The 20,664-nt window shown below is 41.4% G+C and carries 4 protein-coding genes and 1 pseudogene; all 5 read left to right on the top strand.

Annotation, left to right across the window (positions count from 1 at the left end):
* The first annotated feature begins 862 nt into the window (after positions 1 to 862).
* Complete coding sequence (cysE, locus tag MST20_RS15375) at positions 863 to 1,600, top strand: serine O-acetyltransferase (protein ID WP_347880871.1); 738 nt, start codon at positions 863 to 865, stop codon at positions 1,598 to 1,600.
* 13 nt (positions 1,601 to 1,613) lie between these two features.
* On the top strand, positions 1,614 to 2,630 hold the full coding sequence (locus MST20_RS15380; protein ID WP_243943224.1) for a SagB/ThcOx family dehydrogenase: 1,017 nt from the start codon (positions 1,614 to 1,616) through the stop codon (positions 2,628 to 2,630).
* 40 nt (positions 2,631 to 2,670) lie between these two features.
* The gene (locus MST20_RS15385; protein WP_243943225.1) at positions 2,671 to 5,886 is read left to right on the top strand and encodes an amino acid adenylation domain-containing protein; all 3,216 of its coding nucleotides are present in this window, start codon (positions 2,671 to 2,673) and stop codon (positions 5,884 to 5,886) included.
* A 36-nt stretch (positions 5,887 to 5,922) separates the two neighbouring features.
* Entirely contained in the window at positions 5,923 to 9,150 is a 3,228-nt protein-coding gene (locus MST20_RS15390) for a non-ribosomal peptide synthetase (protein ID WP_243943226.1), read from the top strand.
* A gap of 14 nt (positions 9,151 to 9,164) precedes the next feature.
* Positions 9,165 to 20,561 (top strand): annotated as a pseudogene (locus tag MST20_RS15395) (amino acid adenylation domain-containing protein); the annotation flags it as partial.
* Positions 20,562 to 20,664 lie beyond the last annotated feature (103 nt).

Genomic DNA, 20,664 nt, shown 5'->3' on the forward strand with positions numbered 1-20,664 from the left:
TATCAGTCTTGAAGTCAAGAAGTAATTATAAAAATATTACTTTAAATGTGCTTTGCAGCAGATGCACCATGAAACAAGCAATCAATTGCTGAGTCATTTCTGTAGCACTTCTGGTTGTCGTAACCATAACAGGTATATAGGAGAGTAAACCTTATCTTGTTGCAGAGATCATTTATTTTTTCCCAACCATCCCGCCAACACGTTCCCCTTATGTTCACCCAGTTTGGTGGGAGCCGTTAGCAACGAACGCCTTTAATGTCTGATGTCCAAATGGTTTGTGGCATAGTCTCGATCCAACTTGCACGCTTGACTTAATGCCTGGGTAAACGGTTGGATAGCATGAAACTTGTTCGTCACGACACAGATGTGAGACCAGAACACATGAACAGTTCTCACCATACCCGGTGCTTAATTTGTCACGACGAAAGTTTGACGTTTGAAAGGGATATTGTATCCAGTGTGAAGTAGTTATGTACATGAGTTTCTCAAGTTTCTCTTGATTTTACTTTGATCTATCGACTTTTATGAGGATACATTATATTCTTTTATTGACAAAAAATATGAAATAAACATATACTTAGGTTAATACTTAATATAAAGTATTTGATTGTTAAATAATATTTAATTGAATATAAAAAATATATTATATGTGTGTGTTCAAAAAGGAGGACATAACAGCGGTAAGAAGATCGTGGTGCGGTTGGCTTTGAGCAGCGGAACGTATACGGAAACGTACGTGAGCAGCACAGAGGCAGCGGAACAATGAGATTGGCAGGCGCTGTTTCCCACACTTTTTGAACATCCTTTATATGATTTGAGATTTCCTGTAGTTCCTATTCTACTTTCACGATGAACCTCTAGAATGAGCGTTTTATTTTGTGAGGAGGAGGATGATCAATCAATGTTTGCAAAATTGAATTGTGATATTCAGGCTATCAAAACACGCGATCCAGCTGCCAGAAATTTTGTAGAGATTCTCCTGTTTTATCCTGGTCTACACGCGCTAATATTACATAGGATTGCTCATTTTCTTTATAACAAGCGTCTCTATTTTTTGGCGAGAGGACTAGCGTTTTTTTCACGATGGTTAACTGACATAGAAATTCATCCAGCCGCCAAAATAGGGTATGGTGTTTTTATTGATCATGGGGCGGGGGTTGTGATTGGTGAAACGACTGAAATAGGGGATAACTGTACGATTTACCAAGGAGCGACACTGGGGGGAACTGGAAAGGATAGGGGAAAGCGTCATCCTACGATCGGCAAAAATGTTGTTATTAGCGCTGGAGCAAAAGTGTTAGGTCCGTTTAAAGTAGGGGACTATGCCAAAATTGGTGCTGGCGCTGTTGTATTGAAAGAAGTGCCTTCCTATTCAACAGTCGTTGGCGTTCCTGGCCAGATTGTACGTAAAACAGACATCCCTTATGATCGAAAAACACCCCACATCGACCTTGATCAAACGCAACAACCAGATATAATTCAAGAGCAATTCCATCTTCTGTTTATGGAAATTCACAATTTAAGGCATCAGTTAAATCAATTAGAGGAAAAACAAGAAAAACTCAAAAATATCTCAAAACGTAATGTCGTCAAATGGTAGGGAGGAAAATATTATGAAGCAAACGACATTTAAAATGAAGCCTAAGCAGTTAAGAAAGGATGAAGTCTACTACTGGTCCCCGTTAATTCATTGGCAAGTAAGAGATCAAATGGTTGTTATTGGCGATTATCAAAATGAAGATGTGTCACCTGAATTATTTGCAACACTTTACAATATGGCCCGAAAAGGTGTAACCCTTACTGATGCTCTGAGTACACTCGAAGACATACACGAAGAGCTTATCCACCAACTGATGAAGGAGCTTGTTCAACGTCATATCCTAGTGAATACCTTGTTGTCGCCAAGAGAATTGTTTGAATCGCAGATGCAATTGCTTGAACAAGTCGATGATCCTGATGTTTTTTTAGATCCTGAAAAATTTAAACATTTTAAAATAAACAAACTGAACAGAGGATTTGAGGGTGCTGTTGATAAAAAAATTCCAATGGCTGACCCAGAGTTCCCACCCTTTATCACACAACGTCGATCACAAAGAGAATTCCAGACAAATAAAAAGGTTCCACTTTCTGTTTTTGCTCAAGTATTGGGTGCATTCAAGCAAACGGATGGTGATCTAGAGTTTCCAACGTATTACTATCCTTCTGCTGGCGGATTGTATCCGATCGATGTCTTTGTTTATGTAAAAGACAATAGAGTGGATGAGGTGCCTGGGGGCTTGTATTACTATAATCCAGTAGATAATGAATTAAAGTTAGTTAGTTCCACTTGCGTGATCACGAAACATGTTCATCATCCCCTCAATCAGGAATGTTTTGAAACATCTGCTTTCACATTATTTTTTATATATAATGCTCAAGTTTCCATGCCTAAATATGGGGGAATGGGGTACTATTTTGGGTGTTTGGATACCGGTATTATGACCCAACTGTTAACAACAGCTGCTGAAATAAATGATTTGGGTGTTTGTTCAATAGGTGAAATGCATTTTGACAAGGTGAAAAAATATTTTAAATTAAGTAGTCATCATGTATTCTTGCACTCATTAGAAGCAGGGCTAAAAAAATCATAAAGGTAAACGGATGATAATGAGAAAAGGAGAAGGTGATTTCATGGGGGAAGCAAATAAGGTGTTATCTGATCAAGATTCATTATGGTGCCTTCATGAGTATGTTGAACATCAAGCAAGGTTAACCCCTGATCACATTGCTATTGTATATCTCGATCAGCAGCTAACTTACGAAGAATTGAATCAACGCGCTAATCAATTGGCAAAACATATATTAAAGAAAGGATTGGCTACAGAAGAATTAGTTGCTGTTTATATGGAAAGGTCTTGTGAATGGGTCATTAGTCTGCTTGCTATTTTGAAGGCGGGAGGGTGTTATCTTCCGATAGACCCCACTTATCCGATGGAGAGAATACAGTATATCTTAGAGGACAGTCAGACTAGAGTCGTATTGACGCAATCCCGTCTTGCTGATGACATCCCTTGGGAAGGTCAGGTTATCGTATATGAAGAAAACGTTTTACAAGCTGAGGCGAAGGATGATTTGAAGCAGCCCTGCTCCCCTGATCAGTTGGCTTATGTTATCTATACTTCTGGTACAACTGGTCGTCCAAAGGGTACAATGTTATCTCATACAGGTATTGTTAACTTAAGAGCGGTATTTACAACATCGCTGCAAATAACGAATGAAGATCGTATTGTCCAGTTTGCCAGCATTTCATTTGATGCCTCAATCTGGGAAGTTTTTATGGCACTATTAACTGGTGCATCTATATATATTTCTCCAAAACAAGTGATAGAAAATATAAATCACTTTGAGACATTTCTTCATCGACATCATATCACCGTTGCTACACTTCCACCAACCTATGCCATTCACCTTTGTCCGGAATATGTGTATACGTTAAAAACTCTGGTTACAGCAGGATCGGCAGCATCAACACAAATTGTAGAAAAATGGAAATCGCATGTAAACTATGTGAATGCTTACGGACCTACTGAAACGAGTATATGTGCTACCCTTTGGTTTTCCTCCGAGTACAAGGAAAGGACTAAAAATGTACCGATTGGTAGGCCGCTTGACCATTATGAAGTTCTAATCCTGAGTGAAAATAATCATCCTTTAGGTGAGGGGGAGGAAGGAGAACTTTGTATTAGTGGATCCGGGTTGGCTAGAGGATACTTGAACCAACCAAAATTAACAAATGAAAAATTCATTGAGCACCCCGTCTCCCCAGGGGAAAAAATATATAAAACTGGAGATTTAGCTAAATGGTTGCCAGACGGCAACATCGAATTTCTCGGACGCATGGACCATCAGGTGAAAATACGAGGTTATCGTATTGAACTGGAAGAAATAGAATCTGTTTTATTGGACTATTCAGATGTACATGAGGTTGTTGTTACCTCCACAGAGAATCACCGTGATCAGCAGACCCTATGTGCATATATGACTGGCACCTCTGATCTTGATTCTGATCAAGTCAAAAAATATGCTTTAGATAAACTACCATCATATATGGCGCCTGCTTATTACATGATATTAGATAAAATGCCGCTAACTCCAAATGGAAAAATAGATAGACAAGCACTCCCCGATGTGCAAGATTGGCTTAAAGAAAAGAATGCCTGTCCATCTCCTCCGAAGGATCGATTAGAAGAAATATTAATAAAGGTTTGGGAGGACGTTTTATCACACTCCCCGATAGGTGTGGATGATGATTTTTATGAGCTAGGTGGAGACTCTATTAACGCCATACAGATTACAGCGAAAATGCATGCACTTGGTCTTCGGTTGGAAACGCGTTATTTGTTGGAGTATCCAACGATTCGCTCTGTTAAACCCTTTATTGACAAAGGGTGGAAAACATCGACTGAACCTATTGAAGGAAAGGTGTTGTTAACACCAATTCAGCGCTGGTTTTTCGACCAACAATTCACCGATCGTGATCACTGGAATCAATCCGTGTGGCTGTACAATAAAGAAGGGTACAGCGTTGAAATTTTAGCAGAAGCATTAGAAGAACTGCTGAAACACCATGATGGATTGCGAACTTATTTTGTGTTTGATCAGGAGATTGAACAATATGTGCAAGCCACTGATAAAACGGAATTGCAATTATTAATGTTTGATCTAAGTGACACACTCGAAGCAGAAAACATCATATACGAGGAAACCAAAAAGATACAGAGCAGCCTTCAACTGACCAGACCTCCGTTATTTAAGGGAGCGGTGTTTCGAACGTCTCAAGGCGATCACCTTTTGCTTATTGCCCATCACCTTATTATTGATGCTGTATCGTATACGATTTTGGTTAAAGATCTGGAATTGTTATATGACCAGCGTCTAAACAACAAAGCAACCCAACTTCCTGTCAAGACTACCCCCTATCAAGAATGGGCCAGGCGTATACACGACTTTACGTGCAGCAACGAAATAAACAACCAAGTGACATATTGGAAAAGCGTACTGGGAGAAGAGACTGTGTCTTTATTGAAAGACAACCCACATGATAACGTTCCTCAAAAAGATAAATCTACTGTGAAAATTAGTTTTGAAGCTCAAGAGACAACGAACTTATTAAAGGATGCGAACAGGGCATATCAGACGGATATACAAGATTTATTATTGCTTTCAGTTGGACTTGCTCTAAAAGAATGGATGGGCGCTCATTCTTATTTGATCAATGTTGAAGGACACGGGCGCGAATATTTATTTGAACAAGTCGATCTGTCAAGAAGCATCGGTTGGTTTACTTCCCAATATCCTGTACTTTTGGATATGAAATCTCCAGGCGATATGAGCCATTTTATAAAGAAAATAAAAGAAATGACAAGGAATGTACCAAACAGAGGATGCCTCTTTATGCCGCTGCTTTATTTAACTGATGGGTTACAGACCATCACGCCGGATGGTTATGGTTATCGACCAGAAATTAATTTTAACTATCTAGGGCAATTGGACAATGTGTATACACCTCGATTCGGGTGTTCTGATCTTGGGGGAGGAGAAGCATTAGGCCCAGATGGGTTTTATAACTTGAGTCCCAATGGAGAGATATACTTCCCTTTATCGATAACCATGTGGGTGTCAAGAGGAAAGTTACACGGTTCTTTTTCTTTCAGTCCGGGACAGTTAATCGAAGAAGCCACTGTCTATGAATTTGCCCATTTTTTTAAATCATCGCTATCACAATTGCTTGATCATTGCTTGAAGAAATTAAGTACCCAAAATAATGTAGATGCTTCTCTGTTTAAAGACATAGAGATGGAAGAAGTGAGCAGGGTATATGAAGTATTAGAAGATGTGTTAGATTAGCGTGTTTTTTATTTCTTGAAAGCGGAGGGTGAGTCGATGGGCAAGTTTTATAAAGAGCAGGTACAGGATATGTATGAGTTGTCTCCTATGCAAAAAGGGATGTTATATCATAGTCTCGAAAGTGAGCGTGATCCTTATCATATACGCTTAAGGATGTGTCTCACTGGTCATATTGAACGTCAAATTCTAGAGCGGAGCTTACAGCAACTAGTAAATATGCATGATGTGTTCCGCACGACGTTTGTCTATGAGAAAGTTAAGCAACCTTTACAAGTTGTCTTAAGAGAACGTACGATACGCATCACATGGGAAGACCTGTCAAACGTATCACCTCTTAAACAGCAAGCGCATATGGAGCACTCATCACGTCATGCGTGGAACAACAAAATTCATTTAACCAAGGATCCATTGTTAAGTGTTATGCTCTTCAAAACTGGAAAGCAATCTTTTATCATGGACTGGCATTTTCATCATCTTATATTAGATGGCTGGTGTTTTGCTCCGATGCTGAAGCAGTGGCTAGATTTATATAGCCTTTGTTCTAAAGACATAGAATCCTCGCGCATCACGGACAGCCCGTTTCCTCAGTATCGTACATATATTGACTGGTTACGGGGGAAGAATCAATCCATGGCTCAAAATTATTGGAAGCAGTTTTTGAATGGGGTGGAGAAGCGAACTGAAATTCCTCAAAAAAATGATGGTGTTTATGACTACAATCATCAATCATATGCCGTTGATTTGGGGGTGAATTTATCACGCCAACTCGTTCATCTTGCCAAAAATAAACGCGTGACGTTAAACACCGTTTATCAGACGATTTGGGCTGTTATTTTGCAACAGTATAACCAAAGTGATGATGTTGTTTTTGGCACAGTGATTTCTGATCGCCCGGCGCATATTGAAGGGATTGAACGTATGTTCGGATTGTGTATCAATACCGTTCCGATACGGCTGAATTCAAGTCGCCATTGTTCTTTTGAAGAATCTCTAAAAAAGATACACAATCAATCCTTGCAGCGACAAGAGTATACTTTCTTATCACTGGCAGATATTCAAAAACAGAGTCCGTATACAGGTCATTTGATTAGCCATTTATTTACGTTTGATCACGCTCCTTTACTTGCGGAACACTTGAATGAGCATAGGAGGGATCTAAAGTTTAAAGTGCAAGACATTGACGTTGTAGAAACCACAAATTATGACTTGAATCTTACCCTTTTTTCAGGTGAGAACGCATCTCTGAAGTTTAATTATAACGCAAATGCTATTCACCCATTGTTAATTAAACAAATGGGAGAGCATTTCCAGCATGTGGCTGACATCGTCGTCGATAACCCGAATATGCCTGTTCAAGATATCTCATTGCTTTCAGATAAAGAAAAAGAAAGAATCATCACATCATTCAATCCAAGAAAACAGGTGTATAGCAAACAGAAAAATATTATTCAGCTGTTTTATGAACAAGTACAGCAGACACCGCAGCAGGAAGCTGTCGTTATAGGCAATCACTCTTGTACCTATGAAGATTTAAAACAAAAGTCCGATCAAGTTGCGGCATGTTTGCATAATGAAGGGGTAAGAGAAGGTCATGTTGTAGGTTTGTTTGCTGAGCGCTCTTTGGAACTGGTCATCGGTATGCTAGCTACTCTGAAAGTAGGGGCGGCCTACCTTCCTTTAGATCCGGAGCTGCCTGTAGAAAGGTTGCGTTTTATGATCGACGATTGTGATGTGAAAATAATATTAGAAAAAAATAAATCCCCGTTTGATGACCTTGAGCATGTTCGAAGCTTTTCACTTTCGCATTTATTGAAAGCTACAACATCAGGAGTCGACTTGAAAAGTGATTATAGTCCCGCAAGTCTAGCGTATATCATGTACACATCGGGTTCAACCGGAAGACCAAAAGGAGTCATGGTTGAGCACAGGAATGTTATTCGCCTGGTCCAGAACACGAACTATGTCACTATTCATCATCGAGATCGCATACTTTTCGCAGGATCGGTAGGGTTTGACGCTGTTACATTTGAAATATTTAGTGCGCTGTTAAACGGCGCCTCCACTCATGTTGTACCTAAGCATGTTTTATTAGACGTATGCAATTTTTCGCAGTTTTTAAGTGAACACAAGATTACTAAAATATTTCTCACCACCGCTCTTTTTAATCAATTAGCTCAAGAGAGGCCAACTATGTTTTCTCAAGTTGACCAGTTGTTTGTGGGGGGAGAAGCTCTTTCACCAAAACATATTAATCGGGTCCGGCATGCTTGTCCCGATCTGAATCTATACAACATATACGGCCCTACAGAAAATACGACATTCTCTACTTTTTTTCCGATTGAAAAGGATTATGAGCAAAAAATTCCAATTGGTAAACCGATCCATCATTCTACAGCATACGTGCTTGGTCAAAACAGGGAGTTATTGCCGGTCGGTATTCCGGGGGAATTGCATGTCGGAGGAGATGGAGTGGCCAGAGGGTATGTTAATCGTCCTGAAATGACTGCGGAAAGATTTATTGCAAATCCCTTTGTTGCCAATGAACGACTGTATCGTACGGGAGACATGGTGCGTTGGACAAATGACGGTGATCTTGAATATATAGGGCGATTGGATCACCAAGTTAAAATAAATGGCTACCGTATAGAACCGGGGGAGGTTCAATTTCATCTTTGCCAGCATCCCGATGTAAAAGAAGGCATCGTTTTGGCTAAAACAGAAGGAGGCAAAACATCATTATATGCTTATATTGTCCCAGCAAACGAATTAGATGACATGACATTGAAGGATTTCTTATCTGAACGACTTCCGCATTTTATGCTTCCTGCACATTATTCCTTTTTAGAAGAAATGCCGTTAACTTCAAACGGAAAAATCGATCACAAAGCCCTTTCAACTCCTTTGGTAAAGACAACAAAAGCTAGAGGAAACAAGCCGCATGGGGAAGTGGAAAAAAATGTAGCGGAGATATGGAGAAATGTATTGGAAGTACAGGATGTAGCTAGAAATGATAATTTTTATGAAATAGGCGGCGATTCAATCAAGGCCGTACAAATCATATCGCGTTTACGAGAAAGAGATATTTTCACAGATATTCGTGAGCTGTTTCGTTATCCCGTACTGTCAGAGTTTTGCCGGATGATCGAAAATAAAAATCATACGCACCAATCTAATCATAAAAATCATCAAACGAAAACAGTGGATTTATCTGTTGATGAATTAAAGGCGATAACAGAAGATCTAAAAACTAATATTCAATCTTGAAAGGGGTGTTCCAAATGAATAGCAAAGTAGATATTGATTCAATTTACGGCTTGACACCTATGCAGGAGGGAATCTTATATCATTCTTTAGCGGTAGAACAGGATCCATATGTCACGCAATTGTCATTTCAGATTAAAGGCAAATTGGACAGCGATATCATGAGGAAAAGCTGGGATGCTTTCATTGATCGACATGACATTTTTCGTTCGGTATTTAATTATGATAAAGCAAGCAAACCCGTTCAAATTGTTATGAGTCATCGCCCGGCTCCCTTTCAATATATTGAGTTGACAGATCGGTCCAGTGCAGAGCAGGAGTCTAGTATTAAGAACTTTTTCCATGAAGATTTTGCTCGTGGATTTGATTTGACCAAGGATTCACCTGTGCGTTTGACGATATTTGAACGGCATCCTGAATGCTTTCATGTCACTATAAGCATGCATCATATTATTGTTGATGGCTGGAGTTTGGAAACCATTCTGAGAGACTTGTTTCATATATACAATGCTTATAAATCAGAGACACCGCTTGATTTGCCAGAATTAGAGCCATTTGAATCTTATGTACGATGGATAATGGAGCAAGATCATGAACAAGCTCGTTATTACTGGAATGACTATTTGCACGAAGTTGATCAGCAAACAGTCATTCCGTGGCGTAAAGAAAAAAAAGCAGAGACCTACCAGCAAGAAAAGCTGCAGATAACGTTGGATGCCAATTTAACCAACCGAATTGCTGCAATCGCTAGGGAAAATCACGTGACACAACATACTGTTTTTCAAACGGCATGGGCACTCTTACTAAGAAAATATAATTTTTGCGATGATATCGTTTTTGGTTCTGTTGTTTCAGAAAGAAATGCTGAGATTCCTTATATAGAGCAAATGGTGGGCTTGTTTATTAATACGGTTCCTGTTCGTTACACTTTTGAAGGGGACAAGCGTTTCAGTGACATTATAAAAGAAGCACAAGAGCATGCGATTGACTCGTCTTCGCAAAGCTATTATCCACTGTCAAAAATACAATCTGAAACGGGTCTAGGCGACGAATTGATTAATCATATCATCGCTTTTGAAAACATTCCACTCACGAATGAAAAAATACAGAACGACTTTCATCAATTCAATCTGGAAATCAATAAACTTGATGTAAATGAGCAGACTAATTTTGATTTTAACATTTTCGTCATCCCGGGTGATCAATGGGATGTTTCATTCGAATATAACGCATACGTATACAGGGGAGTCGATGTTGAACGCATCGGTCAGCACCTTCAGCGTGTGCTTGAACAGATTACACGTGATCCCGATATCAGAATTTCTGATATAAGCCCGTTAACACAGGAAGAGGAGCAAGACATTCACCGTATCAATGATACCAAACAAGACCATCATCTGGATCTCACCTTACATAAGCGATTTGAACAACAGGTTGAACAGCATCCGCATCGCTTAGCGGTCGTTCTTGGTGATCAGAGTATGACGTACACGGAATTAAACGAACGTGCCAATCGTTTGGCTGCTTCCTTGAGAGAAAAAGGTGTTAGACCTAACAGTGTTGTCGGTATCATGAGTGAACGATCATTGGATATGGTTGTTGGTTTGTTGGGGATATTAAAGGCAGGAGGTGCATACTTGCCTATCGATCCAGCATATCCGGAGGATCGCATTGCCTACATGTTAAAAGACAGTGATGTTCAATGTTTATTGCATCAATCCAATGCAAATGTTTCATTCCTATTTAATGGTTGTGCGATTGATCTAAATGACAGTCATGCATATGTTAAAAGCTGCATTAATCTTGAAGAATGGAGCCGTCCAGATGATCTCGCCTATGTCATGTATACCTCAGGTTCTACTGGTAAACCAAAGGGAGTCATGATTGAGCATCGTTCAGTGATGAATAATATGTGTTGGATGCAGCGAGAGTTTCCGCTGACAGATGAAGATGTGATTATGCAAAAAACGACCTTTACCTTTGATGTGTCCGTGATGGAATTATTTTGGTGGTATTTTTCTGGGGCCACTCTATGCTTGCTACCTCCCGGAGGTGAAAAAGATCCGGATACCATCATTTCGGCGATTGAAGAGCAGGAGGTTAGCATTATCCATTTTGTGCCTTCTATGTTGCAAGCATTTATGGAGTACCTTCACTTAGCACCTGATCGTTTACAAAAGCTAAGTACGCTTCGATTCATTTTGGCGAGCGGAGAAGCTCTGCATGCTTCGCATGCCAATCAATTTAACGACATATTTCGAAGTATGAATGTTGAATTAGTCAATGTTTATGGTCCTACAGAGGCTACTATCCACGTTTCATACTACCGTTGTCCTGCCCAGCAAATTTGGCAGGTTCCGATAGGTAAGCCTGTAGACAATATGTCTTTGTATGTTGTAGATCAATCGCTTCAGCTTCAGCCTGTTGGCGTTCCTGGCGAATTATGTATAGGAGGAATAGGACTGTCACGAGGCTACGTTAATCGCCCTGCGCTGAATCAAGAGAAATTTGTTCAGGCCCGATTTGATGCGGATATGAAGCTATATCGAACAGGGGATATTGCTCGATGGCTGCCAAATGGTCAGGTGGAGTATTTGGGACGAATGGATCATCAGATTAAGATAAAGGGATACCGGATTGAATTAGGGGAAATAGAGTCAACTTTGTTACGGCATCCAGCTGTGCAACAAGCAGTTGTCATGGATAAAGTTAATCACCACGGACAAACGGTGTTATGTGCTTACATCATTCAAGCAAAAAATCGGGAACTCGAGTTGAATTTAAATGATGTTAATGCATTTCTAGCTAAAACCTTGCCTGATCATATGCTTGTGCAGTATGTCATCACCTTAGAATCACTGCCTATGCATTCTAACGGTAAAATTAATAGAAAAGAACTTCCGCAACCGGCTTTGGAGTTAGGAGAAGATGTTTATATTGCACCTAGGAATCACACAGAAAGGCTCTTGGCAGATGTTTGGGAAAATGTTCTGGGCATTAATCAGGTTGGCGTTGAGAGTGAATTTTTTTCTCTCGGTGGAGATTCAATTAAAGCTATACAAGTGTCGTCACGTTTGCAGAAGCATGGTCTGCAAGTCAAAATTAAAGATGTATTTAAATATCCCACCATTGCTGCATTAAGTAACCATGTACATCAATGGTCTGTGATAGCTGATCAAGGCTCAGTTGAAGGGACAATCCCGTTTACACCTATTCAATCATGGTTTTTTGAACAACATCAAACAGGTAGATCCCACTGGAATCAAGCATTGATGATTTATCGATCAGAAGGCTTCGATAGTGAAGCAGTACAGAAAGTATTTTCAGAAATAGTAATCCATCATGATGCATTAAGAATGACATTCCAAAACGAAGGTTCACAAATAATCCAATACAACAGGGCGGTTGAAGATCCTCTTTTCGATTTTGAAGTTTTAACTGTTACAGGTGCATCAGATCAGGACAAGCTGATAGAACAGGAAGCAAATCGGATTCAAGCTAGTATTGATTTGCAAACTGGTCCTTTATGCAAAGTGGCATTGTTTAAGACGGATCATGGAGACCACTTGCTCATCGTTATTCATCACTTGGTAGTAGACGGTGTTTCGTGGCGCATTATTCTAGAAGATTTGGCGTTAGGATACGAACAAGTGTTGAAGGAGGAGGCCATACAATTTCCACCGAAATCTAGTTCTTTTCAAGAGTGGGCTCATATAATAAAGGAGCAAGCACAAAAGGAAATATTCCTTAGTGAATATGACTATTGGAAAGACATTAATGTAAAAGCACCTTGTTTCCTTGAAACAAATCAGCAGCCTGTGCTTGTGAAGAATAGTGATAAATTAGTTTTTACATTGGATAAAACCAAAACATATAGTCTGATGCATGATGTTCAACAAACAGTGATTGGTGAACGTACTGTTGAAGTTCAAGATCTGCTGTTAACAGCACTATGTACATCTTTTCAAAAATGGACAGGGCTTGATCAACTTTTTCTAGGTATGGAAGGACACGGGCGTGAATCTATTGATGCAAATGTAGATGTATCACGAACTGTAGGCTGGTTTACGAGCTTGTATCCAGTATGTATTCCTATTAATGGATACAGTACAATGGAAGAGCAGATTGGCGTTGTTCAGGAATGTTTGCGTACTGTTCCAAGGAAAGGAATCGGATACGGTATACTGACCTATTTGAGTGATCATTACGATTTGGAAAAGAGTACTATTGCTGAACACGAACGTGCTTATTTTCCACAAATCAGTTTTAACTATCTGGGGCAATTTGATATTAATTTAGATCACAATCTGTTTACGTTCTCCCCATTATCGACAGGTTCATCGTTAAGCCCAGAATCTGAACGATCATTCTTAGTTGACATCATTGGGGTGATAATGGCTGGAGAGCTGACAGTAGAAATTATTTATGACAATGGGCTTTTTGAACAACAATCCATGGTACAGTTTATGCACTGGTTTGAAGAACATTTGGTGGAGCTCATCCATGATTGTTCCATGAGAAATAACCAAGATCCCTCTTCGTTACCTAGAGGAAGTGATGTCGGCACATTGATCTATCCTGAAATTACTCATAATAAACACGATTTGTATAACCCGTTTCCGTTAAGTGCGATACAGATGGCTTATGTCCTAGGACGTGATAACACATTTGAAATGGGTGGTACATCCACACATGTCTATACGGAAATAGAGACGTCTATTGATATGGAGCGTTTTAATCAAGCTTTACAAATGGTCATCACCCGGCATCCCATGCTTAGAGCTATTGTGTTGAGTAGCGGGGAACAACAAATATTAGAAGAGGTTCCGGAATATATCATTCAAGTAGAAGATTTGACTAATCTTGAACCCGCAGACCAGGAGGAATATATTCAGCAGGTTAGAGAGAGGATGTCTCATCATGTTTTCCAGCCTGATCAATGGCCATTGTTTGAGTTTAAAGCTTTAAAACTATCTGAAGGGTCTTATTGCCTCTGTATTAGTCGAGATTTGTTAATTGCGGATGCAGCAAGCATGGATATTATCGGGAAAGAACTGGCTCATTATTATGAACAAATGGATTCTCAGCTGTCTGAACCTGACATTACCTTTCGAGATTATATGTTGGCTTACAGGGACTTCAAGCAGTCAGAGACGTATGGCCGAGATCGAAAATATTGGTTGAACTTGCTGGAAGATTTTCCTCCTGCTCCTGTTCTGCCGTATCGAATAAGACCAGAGGATATAGCGGTGCCGACATTCAAACGTAAAGAACTCATCTATAAGAAAGAAGACTGGGATCAATTAAAGAAGATGGCTTATCAATACGGTGTGACGCCTTCCACATTGTTATGTACTGTATATGCGGAAGTTCTCAGCTTCTGGAGCAATCAACAAAGTCTGGCACTCAACCTTACGACGTTTAATCGATATCCTTTTCATAAGGATATCGAACATGTCGTTGGAGACTTTACTTCTAATCTACTGCTCGGCCTCGAATTACCATCAGGGGATATTTGGGACAAAGCACGACATGTTCAACAAGTGTTGTTGGAGGCGCTGGAGCACAGACATTATGAAGGTGTTGAGTTTATAAGAGACATCATTAATCGTAAAAATATTGAATTTGGTCGAGCGGTTATGCCAATTGTTTTCACTAGCGTACTGACAGATGAAGGAAAGGATGCTTCGGCAGGGTGGGGACGGTTTGGCGACATAAAAACGGGTATTACACAAACATCTCAAGTGCATATCGACTTTCAAGCGACTATGGTTAATGACGAGTTATGGTTATTTTGGGATTATGTCAAAGAACTCTTTGATTCGCATGTTATTGAAGGGATGTTCGTACAGTTCGAATCAAGATTGAAGGCATTGTTATGGAAATCTACTCCTGCCATAGTAGAAGATAGTCGTACATTGTCTTTAATAGAAAAGTATAATGATACTGCCAAAGAGCTTCCGATTGTGCCTTTGCATCAATTGTTTGTGGAACAAGTGCAGCGCCAGCCTGAAGCGACAGCGCTCGTATTTGGCGAAGAGGAAATGAGCTATGAGGAGTTAGATCAGCACTCCAACCGGATCGCTAAATATTTACAAGATCAAGGTGTCGGTCAAGGGGACCTCATCGGTATAGAAGCCAAGCGAGGAATGGGGAGTATTATTAACGTACTTGGGGTGTTGAAAAGCGGAGCTGGCTACGTTCCAGTTGACCCTGACTACCCGGAAGAGCGCAAGGGTTATATATTGACCAACAGCGGTTGTCGTTTATTACTCGAGGCTGATCTTGCCTGGACAGAAACAGTCCTGTCTTATGACGGGAGCAGTAAGGACTGGTCTGTATCATTGGATGATGTCGCCTATGTTATCTACACATCCGGATCGACCGGAAAACCGAAAGGGGTAATCACGAGTCATCGGTCGGCGGTCAACACCATTTTGGATGTGAATGACACATGGAATATAGACGTGGATGATGTGCACCTCGGTCTGTCCTCTCTCTGTTTCGATCTATCCGTCTATGATGTATTTGGTTCACTTGGGAGTGGAGGGAAGCTCGTCTTAGTGGAAGATCAGCGTGACGTGTGGCAGGTGAGCCGAGTGATATCTGAACAGAACGTGACCGTCTGGAACTCCGTTCCCGCCATTATGGAAATGATGTTGGAACATGTAGGAGAGGGAAAAGGCTCAGAAAGCCTGCGGCTTGTTTTGTTAAGTGGGGACTGGGTTCCACTGTCATTACCAGAGCGCATCACAGCGGAGTATGCAAGGGCTCAAGTCGTCAGTTTAGGTGGAGCCACAGAAGCCGCGATATGGTCTGTCTATTATCCAGTGGATCACGTGCAAGCAGAGTGGAAGAGTATTCCTTATGGTTATCCGTTAGCCAACCAGCAGCTGTACATCCTGAACTATGAAGGGGAATACTGCCCGGTTGGTGTACCGGGAGAGTTATACATCGGCGGAACAGGCCTTGCCCAAGGCTACCAAGATGATGAAGAGAAGACGAACGCCGCTTTCATAGAGCACCCGCAGCTGGGACGGCTATATCGCACGGGAGATTACGGGGTATTACAAGAAGAAGGGTATATTGAATTTATGGGACGGCGTGACCAGCAGATTAAGATTCGCGGCTATCGCGTAGAACTCGGAGAAATCGAGAGCAGCCTGTCCATTCATGATATGATCAAGCAGGCAGTCGTGGTGGACGGTCGTGATCATCGGAATCAGCCATACTTGTGTGCTTACTATGTGAGTGAGGAGGAGTTGACGGGAGAGGAATTACGAATATACTTACAACGTCAACTACCGGAATATATGGTTCCTGCTTACTTCATTCAGCTGGAAGAGCTACCGCTAACTCCGAATGGAAAAATAGACCGTAAGGTCTTGCCTGAACCCGATACTTTTGCCGACCGCGAAGCTCATTATGAAGCCCCGCGAACAGAAACAGAACAAATCTTGAGTGACATGTGGTGTGACGTGTTAGATGTAGAGCGTGTGAGTGTTCATGACAACTTTTTTGAACTGGGCGGCAATTCCATCATGATGGTTCAAATCAGAGCACGCATCAACCGAGAACTGGATGTAGATATCAACTTAAGAGAATTCCTTGAACACGATACGATTGCCAAAATGAGCCAACGCATTATTGCAGGCGGCATCCAACAACACGTGATATACCCAGAAGTAAGTCCGGATCAGGAACACATGCATGAACCATTTCCGCTTACGGATGTACAAATGGCTTATCTCATGGGAAGGGAAGAACTGTTTGAGCTGGGTGGTGTATCAACGCATGGGTATGCTGAAATTGAAACAAAGCTGGATATGGAACGGTTGAACCGGGCGTTACAACATGTGATTGCCTACCATCCAATGTTACGTGTTATTGTATTGCCAGGAGGAGAACAGAAAATTTTAGAGGAAGTACCTCTTTATGAGATAAAGATTGAAAACTTGACAGATTTAAATGAAGAAACGCAAAAGCAGCGAATTCTGGAAGAAAGAGAGCGCATGTCACATTATGTATTTCAGCCCGACCAATGGCCATTGTTTGAATACAAAGCATTTAAACTAACGGAGAATACGCACTATTTGTTCATGGGGTATGACATGTTGATTTTGGATGGGGCAAGCATGCAAATGATTGGTCGATTGCTCATGCAATTTTATCATGATTTACAATGGGAACCGCGTGAACTGACCTTTACATTTCGCGATTATATTTTGGCTTATCATGACTTTCAGACATCTGAAACCTATGCCCGGGACAAACAGTATTGGCTGTCACAATTAGAAGATTTCCCGTTGGCTCCAAGCTTACCTTTGCGGAAAGATCCTTCGCAAATCGAGCAGCCTCGTTTCCAGCGATACGAGAAGACATTTGAAGCTCACGAGTGGAGAGTCTTGAAACAAAAAGCGCAACAGTTAAACGTGACACCGTCCGCTTTGCTTTGTACGGCGTATGCCGAAGTGCTTGGTTTTTGGAGTAATCAGTCAAGCTTCGCTGTCAACCTGACGGTCTTTAACCGTTATCCGTTCCATGAAGATGTGTATGATCTTATCGGGGATTTCACATCAGTCTTACTGTTAGACATCAAGTTAGGGACACATCAGTCTTTTTGGGAACGTGCGAGAATGGTTCAAGATCGGCTATTTGAGGCACTGGAATACCGGCATTATGATGGTATCTCTTTTATTCGCGAATTGTCGAGGTATCATGAATTGGGGACTCGAGCCGTAATGCCAATTGTGTTTACCAGTACTCTTCTTGGGAATGAAGAAAGCCAATCCGGAGGATGGGAAGAGCTGGGGACGATGAAGATGGGCGCAGGGCAAACATCACAAGTGTATTTGGATCATCAGGCCTATGAGCAAAATGGACGATTGACTCTTGTATGGGATTATGTAGAGGATTTATTTGACCCATCCATGATAGGGAGTATGTTTGACCAGTTCATCGGCCTGCTTCAAGGGCAGCTTGAGGACAAGGTTGTGAGCCATTTAACTGTGAACGCAACGACCCAGCAATTGATCACCGGCTATAATGATACTGCCAAAGAGCTTCCGGTTGTGCCTTTGCATCAATTGTTTGTGGAACAAGTGCAGCGCCAGCCTGAAGCGACAGCGCTCGTATTTGGCGAAGAGGAAATGAGCTATGAGGAGTTAGATCAGCACTCCAACCGGATCGCTAAATATTTACAAGATCAAGGTGTCGGTCAAGGGGACCTCATCGGTATAGAAGCCAAGCGAGGAATGGGGAGTATTATTAACGTACTTGGGGTGTTGAAAAGCGGAGCTGGCTACGTTCCAGTTGACCCTGACTACCCGGAAGAGCGCAAGGGTTATATATTGACCAACAGCGGTTGTCGTTTATTACTCGAGGCTGATCTTGCCTGGACAGAAACAGTCCTGTCTTATGACGGGAGCAGTAAGGACTGGTCTGTATCATTGGATGATGTCGCCTATGTTATCTACACATCCGGATCGACCGGAAAACCGAAAGGGGTAATCACGAGTCATCGGTCGGCGGTCAACACCATTTTGGATGTGAATGACACATGGAATATAGACGTGGATGATGTGCACCTCGGTCTGTCCTCTCTCTGTTTCGATCTATCCGTCTATGATGTATTTGGTTCACTTGGGAGTGGAGGGAAGCTCGTCTTAGTGGAAGATCAGCGTGACGTGTGGCAGGTGAGCCGAGTGATATCTGAACAGAACGTGACCGTCTGGAACTCCGTTCCCGCCATTATGGAAATGATGTTGGAACATGTAGGAGAGGGAAAAGGCTCAGAAAGCCTGCGGCTTGTTTTGTTAAGTGGGGACTGGGTTCCACTGTCATTACCAGAGCGCATCACAGCGGAGTATGCAAGGGCTCAAGTCGTCAGTTTAGGTGGAGCCACAGAAGCCGCGATATGGTCTGTCTATTATCCAGTGGATCACGTGCAAGCAGAGTGGAAGAGTATTCCTTATGGTTATCCGTTAGCCAACCAGCAGCTGTACATCCTGAACTATGAAGGGGAATACTGCCCGGTTGGTGTACCGGGAGAGTTATACATCGGCGGAACAGGCCTTGCCCAAGGCTACCAAGATGATGAAGAGAAGACGAACGCCGCTTTCATAGAGCACCCGCAGCTGGGACGGCTATATCGCACGGGAGATTACGGGGTATTACAAGAAGAAGGGTATATTGAATTTATGGGACGGCGTGACCAGCAGATTAAGATTCGCGGCTATCGCGTAGAACTCGGAGAAATCGAGAGCAGCCTGTCCATTCATGATATGATCAAGCAGGCAGTCGTGGTGGACGGTCGTGATCATCGGAATCAGCCATACTTGTGTGCTTACTATGTGAGTGAGGAGGAGTTGACGGGAGAGGAATTACGAATATACTTACAACGTCAACTACCGGAATATATGGTTCCTGCTTACTTCATTCAGCTGGAAGAGCTACCGCTAACTCCGAATGGAAAAATAGACCGTAAGGTCTTGCCTGAGCCAGAACAAAAAGAGGAGGAAGATGTATGTCTCCCTCCACGGAGTGAACTGGAAGCCAAACTAGTTGACATATGGCAAGATGTGTTGGATGTTCGTCCGATAGGAATCGACAATCATATGTTTGAACTTGGTGCAAACTCTACAGATGCTATACGCTTTGCATCAGCAGCCATGAAAAAGTATCACTTGGAAATTCCATTAAATCAAATATATATAACACCGACGGTACGAGATTTGGCAAACTACCTTGATAAAAATCATATGGTAGAACAGGATTATTCTCATGAATGTATGCTTTTGCATCAAGGATCAGGCAAACGGCCAAAAATATTCTGTTTTCCACCAGTAGTGGCTCTAGGCATTGTTTATCAGCGCCTTAGTGAGATAATGAAGCAATATGCTTTTTACAGCTTTAATTTTATTGAATGTGAGGACAGGGTTCAAGAGTACGCAAATATCATACAGCAATACGAGGAGAAAGGTCCCTATACATTATTGGGCATATCTGCTGGAGGGAATTTGGCCTTTGAAGTCGCGAAGGAATTGGAAAGACGGGGAGAAAAGATTCAGCAACTGATTTTGATGGATTCATTTTATGTGGAGACAACCAACGAGAACAGGATGACACCGGAAGAAAGTAGTCACTATGCTCATGAAACAGTAGAGAAAATGTTGGAGTTATATCCAAAACTACAACAGGAAGCAACGTATTTCAAAAAAAGTGTTGTGCGGAAAATTCAACATTATTATAACTACTTAGATAATCTTGTGAATAAGGATAATATCCAAGGAGATATCCATTTAATTACATCTTGTTCTCTAGAACAAAATAAACACATACGTGGTGATCTTAAAAAATGGGCTTTCTCTACAACTGGCCATTTTTCTGAACAGCAGGGGTATGGAACACATGAAACAATGTTAGATGAAACATTTGTGCAAAAAAATGGGGAGATTCTAGAGAATATTTTGACAGTAAAAGCCAAGTAATGATGGACGGGAGCATACCACCTTTTCT

Source organism: Bacillus sp. B19-2 (assembly GCF_022832475.1).
Classification (GTDB): domain Bacteria; phylum Bacillota; class Bacilli; order Bacillales; family Bacillaceae; genus Bacillus; species Bacillus paralicheniformis.

Coding starts and splice junctions, on each gene's coding strand:
- MST20_RS15390 (WP_243943226.1), top strand. CDS start 5,923: ATGGGCAAGTTTTATAAAGAGCAGGTACAGGATATGTATGAGTTGTCT.
- cysE (WP_347880871.1), top strand. CDS start 863: ATGAGCGTTTTATTTTGTGAGGAGGAGGATGATCAATCAATGTTTGCA.
- MST20_RS15385 (WP_243943225.1), top strand. CDS start 2,671: ATGGGGGAAGCAAATAAGGTGTTATCTGATCAAGATTCATTATGGTGC.
- MST20_RS15380 (WP_243943224.1), top strand. CDS start 1,614: ATGAAGCAAACGACATTTAAAATGAAGCCTAAGCAGTTAAGAAAGGAT.